Raw genomic sequence first — 21,243 nt, forward strand, 5'->3', positions numbered from 1 at the left:
TTCCAGGGGCGAACAAAGTTTTACATCAACCCGCATTGGTCCTACACTGCGCGGTAATAGAGCGAGGTAGAATAAGTCATGCGTGTATTGGGTATTGAGACATCCTGCGATGAAACCGGCATCGCCATTTACGACGATGAAAAGGGTCTGTTGGCCAACCAATTGTATAGTCAGGTGAAATTGCATGCTGACTACGGCGGCGTGGTGCCTGAACTGGCCTCGCGCGATCACGTGCGCAAAACCGTACCGTTGATCCAGGCAGCGCTGAAAGAGGCAGGTTTAAAGGCGAAAGACATTGATGCGGTGGCGTATACCGCGGGGCCGGGTCTGGTTGGTGCGCTGCTGGTCGGCGCAACCGTTGGGCGTTCACTGGCCTTTGCGTGGAATGTTCCTGCCATCCCTGTGCATCATATGGAAGGGCATCTGCTGGCTCCGATGCTGGAAGAGAACCCGCCGGAATTTCCGTTTGTCGCGCTGTTGGTTTCTGGCGGCCACACTCAGCTCATTAGCGTGACGGGGGTCGGCCAGTACGAACTGTTGGGCGAATCCATTGATGATGCGGCGGGTGAAGCTTTTGATAAAACCGCCAAACTGCTGGGGCTTGATTATCCTGGCGGCCCGATGCTGTCGAAAATGGCGGCCCAGGGCACTGCCGGACGTTTTGTCTTCCCACGGCCTATGACCGATCGTCCGGGGCTGGACTTCAGTTTCTCCGGCCTGAAGACCTTTGCAGCCAACACGATTCGCAACAATGGCGATGACGATCAGACCCGTGCGGATATCGCCCGCGCGTTTGAAGACGCGGTGGTGGATACGCTGATGATCAAGTGCAAACGCGCGCTGGATCAGACCGGCTTTAAACGTCTGGTGATGGCGGGCGGCGTTAGCGCCAACCGCACGCTGCGCGCAAAGCTGGCCGAGATGATGCAAAAGCGTCGTGGCGAAGTGTTCTATGCGCGCCCGGAGTTTTGTACGGATAACGGCGCGATGATCGCCTATGCCGGGATGGTGCGTTTTAACGCCGGAGCCACGGCTGATCTCGGCGTGACCGTGCGTCCACGCTGGCCGCTGGCAGAGTTACCCGCAGCGTAATGTGTGTTTGCCGGATGGCGGTGTAAGCGCCTTATCCGGCAAAACAGTCATCTGAGAAGTGTATGGAAAAAAGGGGCGACATCATGGCTCCCCAACCGGGTTTACAGCAAAACGAGGGGCATCCAGAGCAGACCGGTTACCACCAGCAGAACGAGAAAGATCAGGCCGAAAATGGCACCTAACCGCCAGTAATCAACCGTTGGCAGATACCCACTGCCGTAATAGATGGGGCTTGGCCCCGTCGCATACGGGGTAAGAATACTGCCCAGACCAATGGCTGCGCCCACCATCAGGCAGAACACCGGTAACGGGATCTCCGGCATCGCCAGCGCGGCGGCAATCATCATCGGTGCCAGCGCTGAGGTATAGGCGGTGGCGCTGGCAAAGAAGTAGCGCAGCAGATAGAACACCACAATCAGCGCGATCATCACCATCACCGGCGAATAGCCGCTCAACCCGTCTGCCAGCAGCTTACCAAACCAGGTGATAAAGCCGGTATTGTTGAGTCCTGTGGCGAGGGTAATCAGCGAAGCTAGCCAGAAGAAGACGTTCCACGCGGCTTTATTACTGACGATGTCATCCCAGGAGATGATGCGTAATACCAGCATTAATGCCACCACGCTGTAACCGACCATCGCAGCATCAATATAATCACCGCCGAATATCCACAGCACCAGCGCGCCAACCATCAGCACCAACATCTTTTTCTCACGCGAGCAGAGTGGCCCCATTGCCTCCAGCTCCGTCTCCGCCCAGCGCGGCACCTGATCGCCTGATTTCAGCACTGGCGGATACAGCACGTAGGCCAGCCAGGGCACCAGCAGGACCAATGCAATACTCAGCGGTAGCATGCCTAAAAACCAGTCTCCCCAGCTTAGCGCCGTATGGGAAGCGCCTTTCATCAGACCCATCAGCAGCAGATTAGGCGCCATTGCGGTCAGGAAAATGGCGCTGGTCACGCAGTCGGCGACAATTCCCATCCACATAATATAGGAGCCAATAGACCGGGAACTGGCGTCATTAGGCTGTGAATTATAGAGCGGCGGCAGGTTACGGATTATCGGGTAGATTATCCCGGCGCCGCGCGCGGAGTTGGAGGGGGTAACGGGGGCGAGGATCAGCTCAGAGAACATCACCGCATAGCCGAGAAATAGCGTACGATGCCCCATCTTTTTCACCAGCATCAAGGCAATACGCCGACCGAGTCCGGTTTTTTCATAGCCAGTGCCAAACATAAAAGCGGCGAAAATCAGCCAGATAACCGAGTTAGAAAAACCAGAGACCGCCCACGACAATGATTTGGCGGTAAATTTGAAGCCTTCCTGCGCGAGCTGTTCCGGACTGAACAGCAGCCACGGCGACAGGACGGCGATGATCGAAATCCCGATCATCGCGACTACCGCGCCCGGCACAGGTTCCAGAATGAGTCCCACGATAACGCCGGTAAAGATCGCAAAATAGAGCCAGGTGTGGCTCTCAAGACCGGTGGGGGCAGGCAAAACAGCAATAATGGCGATGACCACCAGCGGAGCCAGGTATCGCCACCAACCAGCTAAAGGTGCCATTGTAGTATCCCTGCGAAGAGGGAGAGGCGCAAAGCCTCTCCGGAAGGGTTATTTGATGTAATGGACGTGCTCGCAGATCTCGTCGACGATAGGACCGCGACGTGCGGCGAACTGTTTTTTGTTTTCGGCGATCAGGTTATTGCCGTGGGTATCGATAGAGACAATCAGCGGACCGAACTCTTTCACCCGGCAAACCCAGAGGGATTCCGGCATGCCGAGTTCCGTCCAGTGCACTTCTTCAATCTCTTCAACCTGGGTCGCAGCAACGACTGCGCAGCCCGCCGGGAAGATCACGTGCAGCGCTTTAAATTTCTGGCAACCCTCTTCGGTGAGCGGACCCATGCCGCCTTTACCCACCACCAGCTTCACGCCGGTCTGCTCAATAAACTCTTTTTCAAAGGCTTCCATGCGCATGCTGGTAGTTGGGCCGACGGAGACCATCTCCCACTTCTCCCCGTTCTTACGCACGATGGGACCGGCGTGGAAAATCGCTTTGCCGTTGAGGTCGTAAGGGATCGGACGCTTAAGTTCGATCAGGCGACGGTGGCAGACGTCGCGGCAGGTCACCAGTGTGCCGGTCAGGTAGATCACATCGCCAATACGGATATCTTCCAGGTCTTCGGCCTTGATCGGGGTAGTCAGGATCTTTTTCATAACGCGCTCCGGGTGTGGGACAGGTTTTCGAAGGAGAGGTCAGAATGAACCAGCAGCGTGCCGCGACGGTGCGCCCAGCAGCCGGTTGAAACGGCAACGCCGATCGTCGACGGGTGGCGCGCGGCGGATTCGATATGCACGCCCATCACTGAGCTGTTGCCGGTGAGTCCTTGCGGGCCAATTCCCAGCCGGTTAAGTCCTTCTTCCAGGCGCAGTTCAAGCTCGGCGGCTTTTGGATTTGGATGTCGTGTGCCAATCGGGCGCAGCACCGCTTTACGTGAGAGTACGGCGGCGGTTTCAACAGAGGTTGCGATTCCCACGCCCACCAGTACCGGCGGACAGGCGTTTACGGCCAGCGTGGAGATATTTTCAAAGACGAATTTCACCATGCCTTCGTAGCCTTCGGAGGGCATTAGCACTTTGGAGCGTCCCGGCAACGTACAGCCGCCGCCTGCCATGTAGACTTCGATTTCTGCCTCATTGCCGTCGGGGATGATGTCCCAGGTCACCCACGGCACGCCGCTGCCGGTGTTTTTACCGGTGTTTACTTCGTCAAAAATCTCTACCGCATTGTGGCGCAGCGGCGCTTTCACGGTGGCATCTTCTACGGCCTGTTTAAGAATGCTTTGCAGCTCACCCAGCAGCGGGAAACGGGAACCGACCTTGACAAAAAACATGATCTCGCCGGTGTCCTGACAGGCCGGGCGGTTCAGGTCGATAGCCTTCTGCATGTTGTCGAACATGGTGTGGTAAATGATTTTACCCATTGGCGAGGTTTCGCCTTCTCGTAGCTGTTTTAATTTATCCACTACGTCGTCGGGCATCCGGGTAGAAATCATGGCGGTAAAATTAGCGACAATTTCTGTCAACGTATTAACCGCGTTTTGATTATTTTGATTGCTCATCATGTTAACTCCAGTTCTTTATTTATCTGGAAATAAATTCTCCGAAGTAAACTACCACTAAAAATGTGGATTTATATTTTTTGCTGCTGTGTATATGTAATTAACGGTTCGTGAATCATGCTGTAGAAAGGTGATGAAAATTGAGCAAAGGCAGAGATTGACGGCGTGAAGAGAATTACACTGCGGTTATCAAAATCACGGGTAATCCGAAAATGCTGAATAACTATCCCTTAGCCAAAGATCTGCAGGTGCTGATTGAAATTGTCCATACGGGAAGCTTTAGCGCGGCGGCGGCGGCGCTGGGGCAAACGCCCGCATTTGTGACTAAACGGATTCAGATCCTCGAGACAACCCTTGCCACCACGCTGCTGAACCGTTCGGCAAGAGGCGTTGCGCTAACGGAAAGCGGGCAGCGGTGCTATGAACATGCGCTGGAAATTCTTACCCAGTATCAGCATCTGGTGGATGAAGTGACGCAAATCAAAACCCGTCCGGAAGGAATGATTCGCATTGGCTGTAGTTTTGGTTTTGGTCGTAGCCATATTGCGCCCGCCATTACCGAACTGATGCGCAATTATCCTGAACTACAGGTCCATTTTGAACTCTTTGATCGGCAGATTGATTTGGTGCAGGACAATATCGATCTCGATATTCGAATTAATGATGAGATTCCAGATTATTATATAGCGCATTTGTTAACGAAAAATAAAAGGATATTGTGTGCGTCCCCCACGTATTTGCAAAAATATGCTGAACCGAAATTATTACAGGAATTATGTCATCATGATTGCCTGGTGACAAAAGAGCGCGATATGACCCACGGAGTATGGGAACTGGGAAATGGCGAAGAGAAAAAGTCGGTGAAGGTGACGGGGCATCTTTCCTCCAACAGCGGCGAAATTGTTCTGCAGTGGGCGCTGGAGGGAAAAGGAATTATGTTGCGTTCTGAGTGGGATGTGCAGCCGTTTCTGACCAGCGGCAAGCTGGTTCGGGTGTTACCGGAGTATGCACAAAGCGCCAATATCTGGGCTGTTTATCAGGAACCGCTTTATCGCAGCGTGAAGTTAAGGGTATGCGTGGAGTTTCTGGCGGCATGGTGCCAGCAGCGGCTAGGCAGGCCCAATGAAGGCTACCAGCCTGCGCTGACGATGGGCAGCGAATAAGATCACTCGGGATCTTTTTCGCTCTTCTTCTTCAGTTTTGTCCAGATCTTCGTCTCCTGACGACGCCACAGTCGCTGGATGTTGTCATGGTGACGCAGCAAAATCAGGCACGATAGCAAGGAGACCGGGAGGGTGAACTGCGGTTTAAACCACCAGACGTAGAACGGTGCTATCAGGGCACTGACAATAGCACCGAGCGATGAATAGCCGCTCAGTAACACGGTCAGCAACCAGGTGCCCGCCATGACGCCCGTTAAGTCCCAGCCAATCGGCGCTATGGCGCCAAATGCAGTCGCGACGCCTTTGCCACCTTTAAAACCAAAGAAGACCGGCCAGATATGCCCCAGACAGGCCGCGATCGCAATTAATCCCAACCAGAGAGGGCTGACGCCTAACGCGTATGCGCCCCAGACGGGCAACATGCCTTTCAGGACGTCGAAAGCCAGTACTGCTACGGCCGCTCCCTTGCCACCGATTCGTAACACATTGGTCGCGCCCGGATTACCGGAACCGCTCTGACGCGGGTCAGGCAGTCCAGCGATGCGGCAGACCAGAATGGCGCTGGAAATTGAGCCGCAGAGGTACGCGAAGAGGATCATTCCAGGCGCGATTGCACTCATAAGCTGTTCCGTTTTGAAAATGTCGTGTTAAACGTTACTTCTGTGGATAATACGCATAATTCGCCGGAAGTGGTATCCGGGTTAGCCAAAAAGCGAGCAGGTCGTGATGGATATTGTATTTATAGAGCAACTTTCGGTCATCACCACTATCGGTGTTTACGACTGGGAACAGACCATTGAACAGAAATTGGTGTTCGATATCGAAATGGCGTGGGACAACCGCAAATCCGCCAAAAGCGATGATGTGGCGGATTGTCTAAGCTATGCTGACATTGCCGAAACGGTTGTCAATCACGTGGAAGGCAGTCGTTTTGCGCTGGTTGAAAGGGTGGCAGAAGAGGTTGCCGATCTGCTGTTGGCTCGGTTTAATTCTCCGTGGGTGCGTATCAAGCTCAGTAAACCCGGTGCCGTGGCGCGCGCGGCAAATGTGGGCGTAATCATTGAGCGTGGCAATAATCTGAAAGAAAATAATTAACTTTATAATTTTTAAACCAACTGGGTATAAATGGGTCTTAACGCAGGATCCATTTTTTGCTGCATGATTTTTTACATTTAGGGGTTTATTGATGAGCGATATGCACTCGCTGCTGGTGGCGGCAATATTGGGTGTGGTCGAAGGATTGACGGAGTTTTTGCCCGTCTCCAGTACAGGGCACATGATTATCGTTGGCCATCTGTTGGGGTTCGAAGGCGATACCGCGAAGACGTTTGAGGTGGTGATTCAACTGGGATCTATCCTGGCCGTCGTTGTGATGTTCTGGCGACGTTTATTCGGACTGATCGGCATTCACTTTGGCAAGCCAGCGCATGAAGGCACCGGAAAAGGGCGTTTGACGCTGGGCCATATTCTGTTGGGGATGATCCCTGCGGTGGTGCTGGGACTGGTGTTCCACGACGCCATTAAATCGCTGTTTAACCCGGTTAACGTGATGTATGCGCTGGTGGTCGGTGGTTTGTTGCTGATTGCGGCGGAATGTCTGAAGCCGAAAGAGCCGCGCGCGCCGGGTCTGGACGACATGACCTACCGTCAGGCATTCATGATTGGCTGTTTCCAGTGTCTGGCGCTGTGGCCGGGCTTTTCCCGCTCGGGCGCCACGATTTCCGGTGGTATGCTGATGGGCGTGAGCCGTTATGCGGCCTCTGAATTCTCCTTCTTGCTGGCAGTGCCGATGATGATGGGCGCCACGGCGCTGGATCTCTACAAAAGCTGGTCGTTCCTGACGGTTGCCGACATCCCGATGTTTGCCGTCGGCTTTGTCACCGCTTTTGTCGTCGCGCTGGTGGCGATCAAGACTTTCCTGCAACTGATCAAACGCATCTCGTTCATTCCGTTTGCGATTTACCGTTTTATCGTTGCAGCGGCCGTTTACGTGGTGTTCTTCTGATTTAAGCTTGCCGGAGAAGGCGTTTACGCGACTATCCGGCATTTATTCCTGCAATCATTCCGGCTTCGGGCAGCGCAATGCTTTCCAGTCCGTCACGGCGTCAATACGGCGCCGGGTCAGCTCTTCACGGATCGCCTGGCCTTTGAATCCTGCGTCAACCACCTCTTTGGTCGGTACGGCCTGTGCCACCTGCCAGGCTTCTCGTAACCAGCGGCCTTGTGGATAGTCCGCCGCTTCAAAGCCCGTACGCCCGCGAACATCCGCTTCGCTGGTCAGCGCGATTTGTTCCACCCGTTGCGGTTTTCGCCAGGCATCAATCGAATCGAACAGTTTAACGATCGTTTTTGGCTGCAAGATGGGGAAGGTATGAATGAGATCGTGGAACTCCGCCACCAGTTTGGCTAAATCGCGAATGTCATTGGGAACGCGTAAACGCTGGCATAACTGTTCCACCAGTTTAACGCCCGCCGGGCCATGACCGTGATGACGCGGCCAGAACTCCTTTGGCGTTAACCCTTTCCCCAAATCGTGACACAGCGTGGCAAAGCGCACATCCACTTCAGGGCTGAGCATGGCGGCCATCGACAGCGTCATCAGCGTGTGGATCCCGGTGTCGATTTCCGGGTGCCACTTTGCCGGGGCGGGGACGCCAAACAGGGCGTCTATTTCGGGGAACAGCACGCGCAACGCGCCGCAGTCGCGGAGAACCTGGAAGAAGACCTGTGGGTTACGTGTGGTCAGGGCATTTTCGGTTTCTTTCCACACCCTTTCCGGCGTGAGGTGTTCCAGCTCACCGGCAGCCGTCATCTCACGCATGAGCGTCATGGTTTCATCAGCAATACGGAAGCTAAGGTGGGCATAACGGGCGGCAAAACGCGCCACGCGCAGGACGCGCAGCGGATCTTCGCTGAAAGCGGGAGAGACATGGCGTAGCAGGCGGTTGTCCAGATCGCGACGCCCGTGATACGGGTCGATTACCTGACCGTCGTCGTCACGCGCAAGGGCGTTGATCGTCAGGTCACGGCGCTGCAAATCGTCTTCCAGCGTCACGTCGGCGGCGGCATAACAGGTAAAGCCGGTATAGCCGGAACCCGATTTACGCTCGGTGCGCGCCAGCGCATACTCTTCACGTGTTTGCGGATGAAGAAATACGGGAAAATCGCGGCCTACCTGCTGGTAGCCCGCGTCAAGCATCTCCTGAGGCGTGGCGCCAACCACCACCCAATCTTTATCTTTAACCGGTAGCCCTAATAACGCGTCCCGAACAGCACCACCGACCAGATAAATCTTCACGCCACTTCCTCTCCTGAAAAACATCATCTCTCAATGATATGTCAGTGCGGGGGAGAAGGCGATTTAGTTCATCCAGCGGTCTTTGCGTTTACGGCTTGGGATCATGTGCGGCAGGACGAGGCCGAGCAGCAGACCGAGACCCAGCACGCCGCCGCCATACATGAACCACTGCATGATGATGGTGCGCTGCTTGTCATCAAGCTGCACGCTGGCAGCATCGACTTTCTTCTGCGCAACAATCAGCTCGTTTTTCAGCTTCTGGTTCTCTTCTTTTAACCCGTTAATCACGCTGTCGCTCTGGGACACTTTTTGCTGCATGTCGGAGGTGCGCTGATTCCAGGTCGTATCAATATTGTTGAGCTTATCGGTCAGCGTTTTGACCTGATTTTCCAGATCCGGTACGCGAATACGCAGGCTGGGCGTGCTGTTCAACTCTTTCATCGGGATCCAGGCAGTACGGCCGGTACTGTCTTTTACCTGAGCATAATTGGTATTCGCGTCGGTTTGTAAGAGTGTCACTTCCTCACCGGCGTTAATCGTACCCAGCAGGCGATAGTTATCCCCCGGACCGCTGCGGACCCAGGTGTTCAGTTCATCAGAAACATAGCGCTTTTCTTCAGCATGGGAGACGGCAGTGGCGCTAAGTGCAAGTAAAGTTAATCCAATCAGGCGTAATTTTGGCATCAGGCTGTCGTTATTGTCATAGAAAGTGGAACGATAGTAGTGGCATCAGTGTCTCTACGCAAAGCATTCGACATCAATCGGAATCTTCTGTGTCATCTATGCCACTGTTTCAAACTTTTACGCCCGTCAAATTGCTCGTTGTATGGCAATTTGGCGCAAAATACTATGTACTGACAAACAAGAACGCATTAAGTTCGCCGTCATTCTTCCCATATGTGACATAACCCATAAGTACAAGGCCATGGCTCAGGAAATCGAATTAAAATTTATCGTCAATCGCGAAGCGGTAGACGCACTGCGTGACCATCTGCACACGTTAGGCGGGGAGCATCATGCCCCCAGTCAATTGCTGAACATTTACTACGAAACATCAGATAATTGGTTGCGTAGTCACGATATGGGACTGCGTATTCGGGGCGAGAACGGTCATTATGAAATGACCCTGAAAATCGCTGGCCGGGTGACAGGAGGACTGCATCAGCGTCCGGAATACAATGTACCGCTGACCGAACCGACGCTGGATCTCGCCAAACTCCCTCCCGAAGTCTGGCCCAACGGCGAAATGCCAGCCGATCTCGCGTCACGCGTACAGCCGCTGTTCCGCACTGATTTTTATCGTGAAAAATGGGTGGTTGAGGTTGAAGGCAGCCAGATTGAAATCGCGCTCGATCTGGGGGATGTGAAGGCGGGAGAGTTCGCGGAGCCTATCTGCGAACTGGAGCTTGAGCTGTTAAAAGGCGATACGCGCAGCGTGCTGAAACTGGCAAATCAGCTGGTTTCGCAATCCGGATTACGCCAGGGCAGCCTGAGCAAAGCAGCCCGTGGCTACCATCTGGCGCAGGGAAACCCGCCGCGTGAAATCAACGCGACACGAATTCTGAAGGTGCCAGCGAAAGCCAGCGTTGAGCAGGGGCTTGAGGCTGCGCTGGAGTTAGCGTTGTCACAGTGGCAATACCATGAAGAGTTGTGGGTTCGCGGTGAGAAAAAGGCCAAAGCCGATGTTCTGGCAGCAATGGGACTGGTTCGCCACACCATCATGCTGTTCGGCGGGATTGTTCCTCGTAAAGCGAGCGCTCACTTACGTGATTTGTTAACCCAGTCAGAAGCGACGATCGCCTCTGCGGTTTCAGCGGTAACGGCGGTTTACAGTACACAAACAGCGATGGCTAAACTGGCATTGACGGAATGGCTGGTCACCAAAGGCTGGCAGCCGTTCCTGGATGCCAAAGCGCAGGACAAAATTTCAGGTTCGTTTAAGCGCTTTGCGGATACACACCTCTCACGGCATGCCGCTGATCTGAAATCTGTTTTCGACCAGCCGTTAGGCGATCAGTATAACGATCAGCTTCCGCGCCTGAACCGTAACATTGACAGCATCTTATTGCTGGCCGGTTATTACGACACCCATGTGGCGCAGGGCTGGCTGGAGAACTGGCAGGGATTGCGTTATGCAATTGCGACCCGCCAATATATTGAAATTGAACATTTCCGCAACGAAGCGATTTCTCAGGAACCGTTCTGGCTGCACAGCGGAAAACGATAATCTGGCAAGGATACGTCTTTTATGAAGCCGCTCTCTTCTCCCTTACAGCAGTACTGGCAGACCGTTGTTGAGCACCTGCCAGCCGCAATCTCAGAGACGACGCCGGGTGTTCAGGCGAAGTCAGTACTTACCTTCAGTGATTTTGTTCGGGACAGCGTTATTGCGCATCCCGAATGGCTTGCTGAGCTGGAAAGCACGTCGCCGCAGGCCGACGAATGGCAACATTACGCGGCCTGGTTGCAGGAGGCACTGGCGCAGGTCGCTGACGAAGCGGCGCTGATGCGGGAGCTACGGGTGTTTCGCCGTCGCATTATGGTACGTATTGCCTGGGCGCAGGCGCTGCGGCTTGTGGAAGAAGAGAGCATTTTGCAGCAATTAAGCCATCTGGCTGAAACGCTGATCATCGCTGCGCGCGACTGGCTCTACGCCGCCTGTTGTCGTGAGTGGGGAATCCCCTGCAACCAGAGTGGCGTCCCGCAGCCGTTGCTGATTTTAGGGATGGGAAAACTGGGCGGCGGCGAGCTGAATTTCTCCTCCGATATCGACCTGATTTTTGCCTGGCCGGAGCACGGTTCCACGCAAGGCGGGCGACGTGAGCTGGATAACGCGCAGTTCTTCACGCGGATGGGGCAACGACTCATCAAGGTGCTGGACCAACCCACGCAGGATGGTTTTGTTTACCGTGTGGACATGCGTCTGCGTCCGTTTGGCGACAGCGGCCCGCTGGTGTTGAGTTTTGCCGCGCTGGAAGATTATTACCAGGAGCAGGGGCGTGACTGGGAACGCTATGCGATGGTTAAAGCGCGGATCATGGGTGATACCGATGGCGTTTATGTTGACGAATTACGGGCCATGCTGCGGCCTTTCGTCTTCCGCCGCTACATCGACTTCAGCGTGATCCAGTCTCTGCGAAACATGAAGGGGATGATTGCCCGTGAAGTTCGCCGCCGGGGTCTGAAAGACAATATTAAACTCGGCGCGGGCGGTATTCGCGAAATCGAATTTATTGTTCAGGTGTTCCAGCTTATTCGCGGCGGTCGTGAACCTTCACTGCAGTCACGCTCTCTTTTACCTACGTTGAATGCGATTGCGGCGCTGCATCTGCTGTCGGAGAATGACGCGGAACAGTTGCGAGTTGCTTATCTCTTCTTGCGCCGCCTGGAAAACCTGCTGCAAAGCATCAATGATGAGCAAACGCAGACACTGCCGGGGGATGAGCTGAATCGTGCGCGTCTGGCGTGGGGAATGGATACGGATGACTGGTCGCAGCTCACCGACGAGCTGGACGGTCATATGGCGAATGTGCGCCGGGTGTTTAATGAGTTGATTGGCGATGACGAAACCGAGACGCAGGAAGAGTCATTGTCGGAACAGTGGCGCGAACTGTGGCAGGATACGCTACAGGAAGATGACTCCACGCCAGTTCTGGCCCATCTTACCGACGAGGGGCGGGGACGCGTGCTGGCGCTGATTGCGGATTTTCGCAAAGAGCTGGATAAACGCCCCATTGGCCCGCGTGGCCGTCAGGTCCTCGATCATCTGATGCCACATCTGCTCAGCGACGTCTGTTCCCGTGAAGACGCCTTTGTGCCGCTGTCGCGTATTACGCCGTTGCTGGTGAGCATTGTAACCCGCACCACGTACCTCGAATTGCTGAGCGAATTCCCGGGGGCGCTAAAACATCTGATCTCGCTTTGTGCTGCCTCCCCGATGGTCGCCAGCCAACTGGCGCGCTACCCACTGTTGCTCGACGAACTGCTCGACCCGAACACGCTGTATCAGCCGACCGCGACGGACGCTTACCGTGATGAGTTGCGTCAGTATCTGCTGCGTGTGCCGGAAGATGACGAAGAGCAGCAACTGGAGGCGTTGCGGCAGTTTAAGCAAACTCAGCTATTGCGCATCGCGGCGGCGGATATTGCAGGCACGTTACCGGTGATGAAAGTCAGCGACCATTTGACCTGGCTGGCGGAAGCCATCATCGACGCTGTGGTGCAACAGGCGTGGACGCAAATGGTGGCGCGTTACGGTCAGCCGACGCATCTGAGCGAGCGCCAGGGGCGAGGCTTTGCCGTGGTCGGTTACGGTAAGCTGGGCGGCTGGGAACTGGGCTACAGTTCCGATCTGGATTTGATTTTCCTTCACGACTGTCCGATGGACGTGATGACCGATGGCGAGCGCGAAATTGACGGCAGGCAGTTCTATCTGCGCTTGTCGCAGCGGATTATGCACCTGTTCAGCACCCGAACTTCCTCGGGTATTTTGTATGAGGTGGATGCGCGATTACGCCCGTCCGGCGCGGCGGGAATGTTAGTTACTTCAGCCGAAGCCTTCGCCGATTATCAGCAAAACGAAGCCTGGACGTGGGAACATCAGGCGCTGGCGCGTGCGCGCGTGGTGTATGGTGATCCGCAACTGACTGCGCAGTTTGACGCCGTGCGACGTACGATCATGACTCTCGTTCGCGACGGCAAAACACTGCAAACCGACGTGTGTGAAATGCGTGAAAAGATGCGCGCGCATCTGGGGAATAAGCATCGCGACCGCTTTGATATTAAAGCTGACGAGGGTGGGATCACCGACATTGAGTTTATTACGCAATATCTGGTGCTGCGCTACGCGCATGAGAAGCCGAAGCTGACGCGCTGGTCAGATAATGTGCGCATTCTGGAGCTGTTGGCGCAAAACGACATTATGGAAGAGCAGGAAGCGCAGGCGCTGACGCTGGCCTACACCACGCTGCGCGACGAACTTCACCACCTGGCGTTGCAAGAGTTGCCGGGGCATGTGGCGCAGACGTGTTTTAGCAAAGAGCGTGAACGGGTAAGGGCCAGCTGGCAGAAGTGGCTGGTTGCCGAGTGAAATGTGCTATTATCGCGCGCAAATTTTGAATCTCTCAGGAGACAGGAATGAAAGTAACGCTGCCAGAGTTTGAACGTGCAGGGGTCATGGTTGTTGGTGACGTGATGCTGGATCGCTACTGGTACGGGCCGACCAGCCGTATTTCACCGGAAGCGCCAGTACCCGTTGTCAAAGTGGACACCATTGAGGAACGTCCTGGTGGCGCGGCTAACGTGGCGATGAACATTGCGTCCCTGGGGGCCAATTCACGTCTGGTCGGATTGACCGGCATTGATGATGCCGCGCGTGCGCTCAGCAAAACGCTGGCGGCTGTGAATGTGAAATGCGACTTTGTTTCTGTCCCGACACATCCCACCATCACCAAACTGCGTGTACTTTCACGCAACCAGCAGCTGATTCGCCTGGACTTTGAAGAAGGCTTTGAAGGTGTCGATCCACAACCGCTGCATGAGCGCATTAATCAGGCGCTGGGTTCGATTGGCGCGCTGGTACTCTCTGACTATGCGAAAGGCGCGCTGGCCAGCGTTCAGCAGATGATCGCGCTGGCGCGCAAAGCGGGCGTGCCGGTATTGATCGACCCGAAAGGCACCGATTTTGAACGCTACCGTGGCGCCACGCTGCTGACCCCGAATTTGTCAGAGTTTGAAGCGGTGGCCGGTAAGTGTAAAAACGAAGAAGAGATTGTCACTCGCGGCATGAAAGTGATTGCGGATTTCGATCTCTCTGCGCTGCTGGTGACGCGTTCTGAGCAAGGGATGACGTTGTTGCAGCCGGGCAAAGCACCGCTGCATATGCCGACCCAGGCGCAGGAAGTGTATGACGTCACTGGTGCGGGTGATACGGTGATTGGCGTGCTGGCGGCGACGCTGGCGGCAGGAAAATCGCTGGAAGAAGCCTGTTACTTCGCCAACGCGGCGGCAGGCGTGGTTGTCGGCAAGCTGGGGACATCCACCGTTTCGCCCATCGAGCTGGAAAATGCCGTACGCGGTCGTGCTGACACGGGCTTTGGCGTGATGACTGAAAATGAGCTGAAGCAGGCCGTTGCCAGCGCGCGTAAGCGCGGCGAGAAAGTGGTGATGACCAACGGTGTCTTCGATATCCTGCATGCCGGACACGTTTCTTATCTGGCGAATGCGCGCAAACTGGGCGACCGCCTGATTGTTGCAGTCAACAGCGATGCGTCCACTAAACGTCTGAAAGGCGAAACGCGTCCCGTCAATCCGCTAGAACAACGCATGATCGTATTGGGCGCGCTGGAAGCCGTCGACTGGGTGGTTTCTTTTGAAGAAGATACCCCACAGCGTCTGATTGCAGGCGTACTGCCGGATCTGCTGGTTAAAGGCGGCGACTACAAGCCGGAAGAGATTGCGGGTAGTGAAGAGGTATGGGCCAACGGCGGCGAAGTGTTGGTGCTGAACTTCGAAGACGGTTGTTCAACGACCAACATCATCAAAAAAATCCAGAAAGACAGCGACAAGTAATCTCTCCGCCAGTAAGTTAGGCGGCGCTGTACACTCCTTATCAGACCTGTGAGCCTCTGCGCGATGCAGGTCTGATAAGCATTCCGTTATCATTTACTCCCATCCCTTTACATTTCCTGGAAAAGTGTGACTTCCTGCAGGTGATTTGCGCACATAATGTACAAATACTTTGCGCCCAGAAGCGAATACTGGAATCAGAAAAAGCATATGGCCTTATCAGAAATTCGTTAACTGGAGGGTATGCTCATGAACAACAAGAATGTGTATTCGTTGAACAACTTCGATTTTCTGGCCCGTAGCTTTGCCAGAATGCAGGCTGAAGGTCGCCCTGTCGATATCCACGCCGTCACCGGAAACATGGATGAGGAGCACCGGAGCTGGTTCTGCAAGCGCTACGCGCTTTACTGCCAACAGGCGACACGAGCAAAACAATTAGAACTCGAACACTGAAAAAAGAAACGGGCCCATTGGCCCGTTTCTTTTTTTACTCTTGTGTATCCACTGGCGGAATGGCGGGCGCAGGTTTGACGTCGACAGGCGACTGGCGCGTTTCCAGTTCACTGAGGCGCTGCTCAAGCAGTGCCAGCTTTTCACGGGTACGCAGTAACACCTGAGTTTGCACATCAAACTCTTCGCGGCTCACCAGATCGAGACGCGTCAGCTGTGATTGCAGCGTTTGACGAATTTTCTTCTCGACGTCTTCCCCGAACTCCCGGATCCCTTTCGGCATCGACTCGTGAACCTGGCGAGCGATTTGCTCAATTTTTTTCGGGTCAATCATTGTGGTTTCCCTGAACTGGTAAGTGTTGAGGCACATTGTAGTGCGATCTGCGTGAGGCATAAACCAGAATTGTGTGACCTGTGGCTGAGTAAAGGCGTTGATGAAGGTAATCAATAGCGTTATAGTTATCTCGCTTATTCTCAGGGCGGGGCGAAATTCCCCACCGGCGGTAAATCAACCTATGTTGAAAGCCCGCGAGCGCTTTGGGTGCAAACTCAAAGGTCAGCAGATCCGGTGTAATTCCGGAGCCGACGGTTAGAGTCCGGATGGGAGAGAGTAACGATCCAGCCGGGCATGGACCCGCTCACGTTATTTTTTTGCCGCATTGCGGTACTCCTAAGACTGCCCTGATTCTGGTAACCATAATTTTAGTGAGGTTTTTTTACCATGAATCAGACGCTACTTTCCTCTTTTGGTACGCCTTTTGATCGTGTCGAACACGCTCTGTCCGCGCTGCGTGAAGGACGCGGAGTGATGGTGCTTGACGACGAAGATCGTGAAAACGAAGGCGATATGATTTTCCCTGCCGAAACGATGACCGTTGAGCAGATGGCATTGACCATTCGTCACGGTAGCGGCATCGTTTGCCTGTGTATCACTGAAGATCGCCGCAAACAGCTCGACCTGCCTATGATGGTGGAAAATAACACCAGCGCTTACGGCACGGGCTTTACGGTGACGATTGAAGCCGCTGAAGGCGTGACCACCGGTGTTTCTGCGGCCGACCGCATTACCACTGTGCGTGCTGCCATTGCCGACGGTGCTAAACCTTCTGACCTCAACCGTCCGGGGCACGTTTTCCCGCTGCGCGCTCAGGCTGGTGGGGTGTTGACTCGCGGCGGCCATACGGAAGCGACCATCGATCTGGTGACGCTGGCAGGTTTTAAACCTGCAGGCGTTCTGTGTGAACTGACCAACGATGACGGCACAATGGCTCGCGCGCCGGAGTGCATCAAGTTTGCAGGTGAACACAATATGGCTGTCGTCACCATTGAAGATTTGGTGGCTTACCGCCAGGCGCACGCGCGTAAGGCCAGCTGACTGGCGTACCACCCGTCGGGTGGTAATACGTGATGAAAGAAACCGAAGCCAGTTTACTGACTTCGGTTTTTTGTTTTTATTGGTTCGAAAAAATACACCGTTTATCCCACAGACGTTAATTTTGCGGACGGTCTGGCCTTTAATAAAAGCCCAATCTTTTTCTCTATGATCAAAATCATATTCTCAATTTCATACTGTGCCAGTATATGAATATACCTAAAGATAGGTATGTAAAATTTTAACGTTAAATGTTTGGCAATGTTAAATTTTAAGGGTAAAAGGATGTTTATCGCCTGGTATTGGATTGTATTAATTGTTCTTGTCGTTGTAGGTTATTTTTGCCATATGAAACGTTATTGCAGAGCGTTCAGGCAGGACAGGGACGCGCTGCTCGAGGCCCGCAACACGCTATTTCGCCGCACTGGTGAAGATGGTCGTGTTGCCAGGGATCGGGAATAACTTTTATTCTCATATTTTCTTGATGGGAAAGCATGATGTTGTCCTGAATGATGAGGACAACATCTGTGGTTGCGTTACCCGATTCCCATCGATTGAAGTATCACAAGGCTGAGTCCCATCACCGACATCCCACACAGAACGCCGTAGCTGGGGTTATTATTAGGGTCGATCTCTTTTGCCAGAGGCATTAATTCATCTACGGATAATGCCACCATAATTCCCGCTACCGCAGCCATAATCGACGCCATTACGACAGGCGAAATCAAACTGCCTAGAATTAACCAGGCTAATATGCCGCCGAGAATTTCCGCCATACCGGAAATCCCTGCCCAGAAAATGGCCGTACGTTTTGAACCTGTTGCGGCATAAACCGGCCCGGCAACCGCTAAACCTTCGGGAATATTGTGTAAGGCGACCGCCAGAGCAATCCCGAAGCCCAGTTCAAGATTGCTGCTGGCGGTAACAAACGTCGCGATCCCTTCCGGAAAATTGTGCAGACTGATGCCCAGCGTCAATAAGATGGCGGTGCGTTTAATGGAGCCAGGCAGCGGCCGCGTTGTTTTCTGTACTAAATCTTGCGGGTGGGCGTGGGGAAGCAGGCGATCCAGCCCGAAATAACCCAACAGTCCAGTAATAAACATGCCGTAGCCTAAGAGGGGGGACATGCCTTCCGCTGCCAACGCTGCCGGCAGCATTTCCATCAGCGAGATAAGCAGCATGATGCCTGCCGCGAATCCCAGCGAAAACGCCAGCACGCGATTAGAGGGTTTTTGTCCCAGCACGCCAAGAAAGGCGCCAATAAAAGTGGCGGCACCCGCCAATAAGGTCAGAATTAAAGGTACTGACATCGACAACTCCTTATGATTCTGCTGTCCGGACCTGACCTTCAAAATAACTGATGATCTTCATCATGGTTATCTGAGTTCTTCAACTACCGAAAAAGCGTATTGTGAGGATATCAAAATGACCTCCCTGAGTAAGGATATCATCATGTCTTCAACGCGTATGCCAGCATTGTTTTTGGGTCACGGCAGTCCAATGAATGTTCTGGAAGATAACGTCTATACCCGCGCCTGGCGGCACCTGGGGGAGGTATTACCGCGTCCGAAAGCGATTGTGGTGGTATCGGCTCACTGGTTCACCCGCGGGACCGGCGTGACGGCAATGGAAGCCCCGAAAACCATTCATGATTTTGGCGGTTTTCCACAGGCGCTTTACGATACCCACTATCCGGCGCCCGGTTCGCCAGAGTTGGCGCAACGTCTGGTGGAGTTGCTGTCTCCTGTTCCTGTTACGCTCGATAAAGAGGCCTGGGGCTTTGACCATGGCTCCTGGGGAGTGCTGATCAAGATGTATCCCGACGCGGATATCCCGATGGTGCAGTTAAGCATCGACAGCACAAAACCCGCCGCCTGGCACCTCGAAATGGGGCGTAAACTGGCGGTCCTGCGCGATGAAGGCATTATGCTGGTCGCCAGCGGTAACGTGGTGCATAACCTGCGCACGGCGCGCTGGCACGGTGAGAATACGCCGTATCCGTGGGCGACATCATTCAATGATTATGTGAAGGCGAATCTGACGTGGCAGGGACCCGTTGAGCAGCATCCGCTGGTTAACTATCTCGAGCATGAAGGGGGTTCGTTGTCGAATCCAACGCCGGACCACTACCTGCCACTATTGTATGTGTTAGGTGCGTGGGATGGCAAAGAGCCAGTATCAATACCGGTGGACGGTATCGAGATGGGCAGCCTGAGTATGTTGTCGGTACAGGTGGGGTGATTAATACCCGATGGCGCTATGCTTATCGGGCCTGGCGTTTGCGCCGCAGGCCGGGTAAGGCGAAGTCGCCCCCCGGCACAACGAATTACTCAACGAAAATATGCGGGTAGAAACGGGAAAGATCCTGAGTGATCAGCGCTCTGTCTTCGCGAATGCCGATCCCGGCTGGTTGATCGTTAATCAACCAACTGCCGATCAACATGTAGCTGTCGCCAAATTTTGGCAACTGATAAAACTGTTGCACGATCATACCTTCTTCACCGTACGGGCCTTCCGCCGCTTCGATCGTTTTACCGTTCTCAATGATCGAGACGTTGGCACCTTCACGAGAGAAGATAGGCTTCACGACGAATTTTTCCATCTGCGGATGGTCATCTTCGGCGAAATAGGCTGGCAGCAGGTTCGGATGGTTCGGGAACATTTCCCACAGCAACGGTAACAGAGCTTTGTTGGAGATGATGCTCTTCCATGCCGGTTCCAGCCAGCGAACGCCAGCATCTTCCAGTTTGGTGGAGAACATCTCGCGCAGCATAAACTCCCACGGATAGAGCTTGAACAGGTTGGCAATAACCTGATCCTGTAAGTCCGTGAACTGACCTTTTTCACCGAGACCGATATCTTCGATGTGGAGGAATTCAGTGGCGATTTCGGCTTCAGCTGCACAATCCTGCAGGTATTGAATCGTACCGCGATCTTCAACCGTATCGCGGCAGCAGGTTAGATGTAGCAGTTGAAAACCGTACTGCTCACGAAGTTCTGCAAAGCGCTCGATCAGCTTCTCTTGCAGGCTGTTAAACTGATCGCTACCTTCCGGTAAGTTGCCTGCATTGAGTTGATCTTCCAGCCAGATCCACTGGAAAAATGCCGCTTCATACAGCGAGGTCGGGGTATCAGCGTTATTCTCCAGCAGTTTGGGTTCACCGATGCCGTCCCACGCCAGATCAAGGCGGGAATAGAGCGAAGGCTGACTCGTCTGCCATGACTGGCGAACAAATCCCCAGGTATGCTTCGGAATACGAAACTTCGTCATGAGCTCATCGCTGGCGATGACCTTCTCAACCACCTTGAGGCACATCTGGTGCAGCTCAGCGGTGACCTCTTCCAGTTTCTCAACTTGGGCGAGCGTCAGCTTGTAATACGCATCTTCACACCAGTAGGGCTCGCCGTACATGGTGTGAAAATTAAAACCGTATTCTGTGGCTTTGTCGCGCCAGTCCGGGCGCTCAGTAATACTGACTCTTTCCATGAGTATCAGCCACCCATCGAACGCGTTGTGGTGCCGCTGGCGCTACGCTGCATCGTGCTTTGTTTCGCAACAGATTCACCAAAACCACCGCGCGTCACGGTTGATGTGGTTGCCGGTTTAGGCGCCATCGCCGTCTTCGGTACGGTCATGGTGCGGCCTGGCTGCGCGGCACCGTAGTTCTTGCCGCCAGCATCGGTATATTTACCGTAAGCAGGGCTGGCCGGGTTTTTCGAGCTAAACAGCGGTTGCTGCGCAAAGCCTGCGCCGCCGCCCATCATGCGGCCCATCATGTAACCTGCCATCAACGGCATCCAGAAGCTGCCGCTGGATTGTTGCGCCTGTGCCTGATTCTCTGGTGCCACTCCTGCCTGGGCAGGCGTTTTCTGACACTGGCCTTCGCCAAATTCGGCGATGCAATCTTCACGCGTGGCATATTTTGGCGCGGTACGTTCTGCTTCTTTCACGGCATTGTTGAATGCCGTTGTACATTCCGCGCTTTTACCTGGGTTAGCTGCAGAACAGTCGTCCGCATTTTGATAAAGCGAAACCGTTTCATCGGTTTGTTCACAGCCTGCCAGCATAAAGACTGCGGTGACCGCCAGTGCGACCGGCGTTAAATGGCGAGCGCTCCAGCTTTTGCGGAACGAGGCGTGATGTATGGATTTTGTCCGTTTCATTTTCGTCTTCCAG

The 21,243-nt window shown here is 54.1% G+C and carries 21 protein-coding genes and 1 riboswitch; of the genes, 11 read left to right on the forward strand and 10 right to left on the reverse strand.

Annotated elements, in window-relative coordinates:
- Positions 1-78 precede the first annotated feature (78 nt).
- The gene (gene tsaD, locus AC07UY_RS00990; protein ID WP_494661407.1) at positions 79-1,092 is read left to right on the forward strand and encodes a tRNA (adenosine(37)-N6)-threonylcarbamoyltransferase complex transferase subunit TsaD; all 1,014 of its coding nucleotides are present in this window, start codon (positions 79-81) and stop codon (positions 1,090-1,092) included.
- 101 nt (positions 1,093-1,193) lie between these two features.
- Here the strand turns inward: tsaD and AC07UY_RS00995 are convergent, their stop codons facing one another.
- Genes AC07UY_RS00995 through ttdA form a run of 3 tightly spaced genes read right to left on the reverse strand, consistent with a single transcriptional unit; the run spans position 1,194 to position 4,219 of the window.
- Entirely contained in the window at positions 1,194-2,657 is a 1,464-nt protein-coding gene (locus tag AC07UY_RS00995; protein WP_494661408.1) for an anion permease, read from the reverse strand.
- Between the two features lie 48 nt (positions 2,658-2,705).
- Positions 2,706-3,311 (reverse strand): L(+)-tartrate dehydratase subunit beta, encoded by a 606-nt coding sequence (gene ttdB, locus AC07UY_RS01000; RefSeq protein WP_276293864.1) that lies wholly within the window; start codon positions 3,309-3,311, stop codon positions 2,706-2,708.
- Positions 3,308-4,219, reverse strand: a complete 912-nt coding sequence (ttdA, locus tag AC07UY_RS01005) for a L(+)-tartrate dehydratase subunit alpha (RefSeq protein ID WP_494700600.1) — start codon at positions 4,217-4,219, stop codon at positions 3,308-3,310. Before ttdA ends, ttdB begins: the two co-directional genes overlap by 4 nt.
- 209 nt (positions 4,220-4,428) lie before the next feature.
- Here ttdA and ttdR point away from each other — a divergent pair, with 209 nt between their 5' ends.
- A complete protein-coding gene (ttdR, locus tag AC07UY_RS01010; protein ID WP_494661410.1) occupies positions 4,429-5,379 on the forward strand; it encodes an L-tartrate utilization transcriptional activator TtdR in 951 nt (316 codons plus the stop codon).
- A gap of 2 nt (positions 5,380-5,381) precedes the next feature.
- Here ttdR and plsY read toward each other — a convergent pair whose 3' ends face one another.
- Complete coding sequence (plsY, locus tag AC07UY_RS01015; protein ID WP_192613524.1) at positions 5,382-5,999, reverse strand: glycerol-3-phosphate 1-O-acyltransferase PlsY; 618 nt, start codon at positions 5,997-5,999, stop codon at positions 5,382-5,384.
- 106 nt (positions 6,000-6,105) lie between these two features.
- Here plsY and folB point away from each other — a divergent pair, with 106 nt between their 5' ends.
- Together folB and bacA are read left to right on the forward strand one after the other, a co-directional pair.
- Entirely contained in the window at positions 6,106-6,474 is a 369-nt protein-coding gene (gene folB / locus AC07UY_RS01020; protein WP_271444099.1) for a bifunctional dihydroneopterin aldolase/7,8-dihydroneopterin epimerase, read from the forward strand.
- A gap of 91 nt (positions 6,475-6,565) precedes the next feature.
- The gene (bacA, locus tag AC07UY_RS01025; protein WP_490469625.1) at positions 6,566-7,384 is read left to right on the forward strand and encodes an undecaprenyl-diphosphate phosphatase; all 819 of its coding nucleotides are present in this window, start codon (positions 6,566-6,568) and stop codon (positions 7,382-7,384) included.
- A 54-nt stretch (positions 7,385-7,438) separates the two neighbouring features.
- Here bacA and AC07UY_RS01030 read toward each other — a convergent pair whose 3' ends face one another.
- Together AC07UY_RS01030 and AC07UY_RS01035 are read right to left on the reverse strand one after the other, a co-directional pair.
- Positions 7,439-8,677 (reverse strand): multifunctional CCA addition/repair protein, encoded by a 1,239-nt coding sequence (locus tag AC07UY_RS01030; protein WP_494661411.1) that lies wholly within the window; start codon positions 8,675-8,677, stop codon positions 7,439-7,441.
- Positions 8,678-8,740: 63 nt separating this feature from the next.
- Positions 8,741-9,361 (reverse strand): TIGR04211 family SH3 domain-containing protein, encoded by a 621-nt coding sequence (locus AC07UY_RS01035; protein ID WP_203359950.1) that lies wholly within the window; start codon positions 9,359-9,361, stop codon positions 8,741-8,743.
- 241 nt (positions 9,362-9,602) lie between these two features.
- Between AC07UY_RS01035 and AC07UY_RS01040 the strand changes: the two genes are divergently transcribed.
- From AC07UY_RS01040 to glgS, 4 genes are all read left to right on the forward strand, one after another.
- Entirely contained in the window at positions 9,603-10,904 is a 1,302-nt protein-coding gene (locus AC07UY_RS01040; RefSeq protein ID WP_494661412.1) for a CYTH domain-containing protein, read from the forward strand.
- A 21-nt stretch (positions 10,905-10,925) separates the two neighbouring features.
- A complete protein-coding gene (gene glnE, locus AC07UY_RS01045; protein ID WP_494700601.1) occupies positions 10,926-13,766 on the forward strand; it encodes a bifunctional [glutamate--ammonia ligase]-adenylyl-L-tyrosine phosphorylase/[glutamate--ammonia-ligase] adenylyltransferase in 2,841 nt (946 codons plus the stop codon).
- Between the two features lie 47 nt (positions 13,767-13,813).
- Positions 13,814-15,247, forward strand: a complete 1,434-nt coding sequence (gene hldE, locus AC07UY_RS01050) for a bifunctional D-glycero-beta-D-manno-heptose-7-phosphate kinase/D-glycero-beta-D-manno-heptose 1-phosphate adenylyltransferase HldE (protein WP_494661414.1) — start codon at positions 13,814-13,816, stop codon at positions 15,245-15,247.
- Between the two features lie 240 nt (positions 15,248-15,487).
- Positions 15,488-15,697 carry a cell surface composition regulator GlgS gene (gene glgS / locus AC07UY_RS01055; RefSeq protein ID WP_192613516.1) on the forward strand — a complete coding sequence of 70 codons (210 nt, stop codon included), beginning with the start codon at positions 15,488-15,490 and terminating at the stop codon, positions 15,695-15,697.
- Positions 15,698-15,731: 34 nt separating this feature from the next.
- On the opposite strand, the gene ubiK is transcribed toward glgS, so the two are convergent.
- The gene (gene ubiK, locus AC07UY_RS01060; protein WP_192613515.1) at positions 15,732-16,028 is read right to left on the reverse strand and encodes a ubiquinone biosynthesis accessory factor UbiK; all 297 of its coding nucleotides are present in this window, start codon (positions 16,026-16,028) and stop codon (positions 15,732-15,734) included.
- A 132-nt stretch (positions 16,029-16,160) separates the two neighbouring features.
- A riboswitch (FMN riboswitch) is annotated at positions 16,161-16,310 on the forward strand.
- Between the two features lie 105 nt (positions 16,311-16,415).
- Here ubiK and ribB point away from each other — a divergent pair.
- The gene (gene ribB / locus AC07UY_RS01065) at positions 16,416-17,069 is read left to right on the forward strand and encodes a 3,4-dihydroxy-2-butanone-4-phosphate synthase (RefSeq protein WP_494700602.1); all 654 of its coding nucleotides are present in this window, start codon (positions 16,416-16,418) and stop codon (positions 17,067-17,069) included.
- Positions 17,070-17,351: 282 nt separating this feature from the next.
- A complete protein-coding gene (locus tag AC07UY_RS01070; protein ID WP_370552283.1) occupies positions 17,352-17,528 on the forward strand; it encodes a hypothetical protein in 177 nt (58 codons plus the stop codon).
- A 74-nt stretch (positions 17,529-17,602) separates the two neighbouring features.
- Here the strand turns inward: AC07UY_RS01070 and zupT are convergent, their stop codons facing one another.
- Positions 17,603-18,376 (reverse strand): zinc transporter ZupT, encoded by a 774-nt coding sequence (zupT, locus tag AC07UY_RS01075; RefSeq protein WP_192613513.1) that lies wholly within the window; start codon positions 18,374-18,376, stop codon positions 17,603-17,605.
- Positions 18,377-18,518: 142 nt separating this feature from the next.
- On the opposite strand from zupT, the gene ygiD reads away from it, so the two are divergent.
- Positions 18,519-19,307, forward strand: a complete 789-nt coding sequence (gene ygiD, locus AC07UY_RS01080) for a 4,5-DOPA-extradiol-dioxygenase (protein WP_494661416.1) — start codon at positions 18,519-18,521, stop codon at positions 19,305-19,307.
- Between the two features lie 85 nt (positions 19,308-19,392).
- On the opposite strand, the gene AC07UY_RS01085 is transcribed toward ygiD, so the two are convergent.
- Entirely contained in the window at positions 19,393-20,553 is a 1,161-nt protein-coding gene (locus AC07UY_RS01085) for a glutathionylspermidine synthase family protein (protein WP_494661417.1), read from the reverse strand.
- 5 nt (positions 20,554-20,558) lie between these two features.
- Positions 20,559-21,230 carry a DUF1190 family protein gene (locus tag AC07UY_RS01090; protein WP_494661418.1) on the reverse strand — a complete coding sequence of 224 codons (672 nt, stop codon included), beginning with the start codon at positions 21,228-21,230 and terminating at the stop codon, positions 20,559-20,561.
- Positions 21,231-21,243 lie beyond the last annotated feature (13 nt).

Source organism: Citrobacter sp. GW821-FHT02E08 (assembly GCF_059421685.1).

What these genes read in the sequence shown, in the direction of transcription:
- tsaD (WP_494661407.1), top strand. Translation starts at nt 79, where the DNA reads ATGCGTGTATTGGGTATTGAGACATCCTGCGATGAAACCGGCATCGCC.
- AC07UY_RS00995 (WP_494661408.1), bottom strand. Translation starts at nt 2,657, where the DNA reads ATGGCACCTTTAGCTGGTTGGTGGCGATACCTGGCTCCGCTGGTGGTC.
- ttdB (WP_276293864.1), bottom strand. Translation starts at nt 3,311, where the DNA reads ATGAAAAAGATCCTGACTACCCCGATCAAGGCCGAAGACCTGGAAGAT.
- ttdA (WP_494700600.1), bottom strand. Translation starts at nt 4,219, where the DNA reads ATGATGAGCAATCAAAATAATCAAAACGCGGTTAATACGTTGACAGAA.
- ttdR (WP_494661410.1), top strand. Translation starts at nt 4,429, where the DNA reads ATGCTGAATAACTATCCCTTAGCCAAAGATCTGCAGGTGCTGATTGAA.
- plsY (WP_192613524.1), bottom strand. Translation starts at nt 5,999, where the DNA reads ATGAGTGCAATCGCGCCTGGAATGATCCTCTTCGCGTACCTCTGCGGC.
- folB (WP_271444099.1), top strand. Translation starts at nt 6,106, where the DNA reads ATGGATATTGTATTTATAGAGCAACTTTCGGTCATCACCACTATCGGT.
- bacA (WP_490469625.1), top strand. Translation starts at nt 6,566, where the DNA reads ATGAGCGATATGCACTCGCTGCTGGTGGCGGCAATATTGGGTGTGGTC.
- AC07UY_RS01035 (WP_203359950.1), bottom strand. Translation starts at nt 9,361, where the DNA reads ATGCCAAAATTACGCCTGATTGGATTAACTTTACTTGCACTTAGCGCC.
- AC07UY_RS01040 (WP_494661412.1), top strand. Translation starts at nt 9,603, where the DNA reads ATGGCTCAGGAAATCGAATTAAAATTTATCGTCAATCGCGAAGCGGTA.
- glnE (WP_494700601.1), top strand. Translation starts at nt 10,926, where the DNA reads ATGAAGCCGCTCTCTTCTCCCTTACAGCAGTACTGGCAGACCGTTGTT.
- hldE (WP_494661414.1), top strand. Translation starts at nt 13,814, where the DNA reads ATGAAAGTAACGCTGCCAGAGTTTGAACGTGCAGGGGTCATGGTTGTT.
- glgS (WP_192613516.1), top strand. Translation starts at nt 15,488, where the DNA reads ATGCTCATGAACAACAAGAATGTGTATTCGTTGAACAACTTCGATTTT.
- ubiK (WP_192613515.1), bottom strand. Translation starts at nt 16,028, where the DNA reads ATGATTGACCCGAAAAAAATTGAGCAAATCGCTCGCCAGGTTCACGAG.
- ribB (WP_494700602.1), top strand. Translation starts at nt 16,416, where the DNA reads ATGAATCAGACGCTACTTTCCTCTTTTGGTACGCCTTTTGATCGTGTC.
- AC07UY_RS01070 (WP_370552283.1), top strand. Translation starts at nt 17,352, where the DNA reads ATGTTTATCGCCTGGTATTGGATTGTATTAATTGTTCTTGTCGTTGTA.
- zupT (WP_192613513.1), bottom strand. Translation starts at nt 18,376, where the DNA reads ATGTCAGTACCTTTAATTCTGACCTTATTGGCGGGTGCCGCCACTTTT.
- ygiD (WP_494661416.1), top strand. Translation starts at nt 18,519, where the DNA reads ATGTCTTCAACGCGTATGCCAGCATTGTTTTTGGGTCACGGCAGTCCA.
- AC07UY_RS01085 (WP_494661417.1), bottom strand. Translation starts at nt 20,553, where the DNA reads ATGGAAAGAGTCAGTATTACTGAGCGCCCGGACTGGCGCGACAAAGCC.
- AC07UY_RS01090 (WP_494661418.1), bottom strand. Translation starts at nt 21,230, where the DNA reads ATGAAACGGACAAAATCCATACATCACGCCTCGTTCCGCAAAAGCTGG.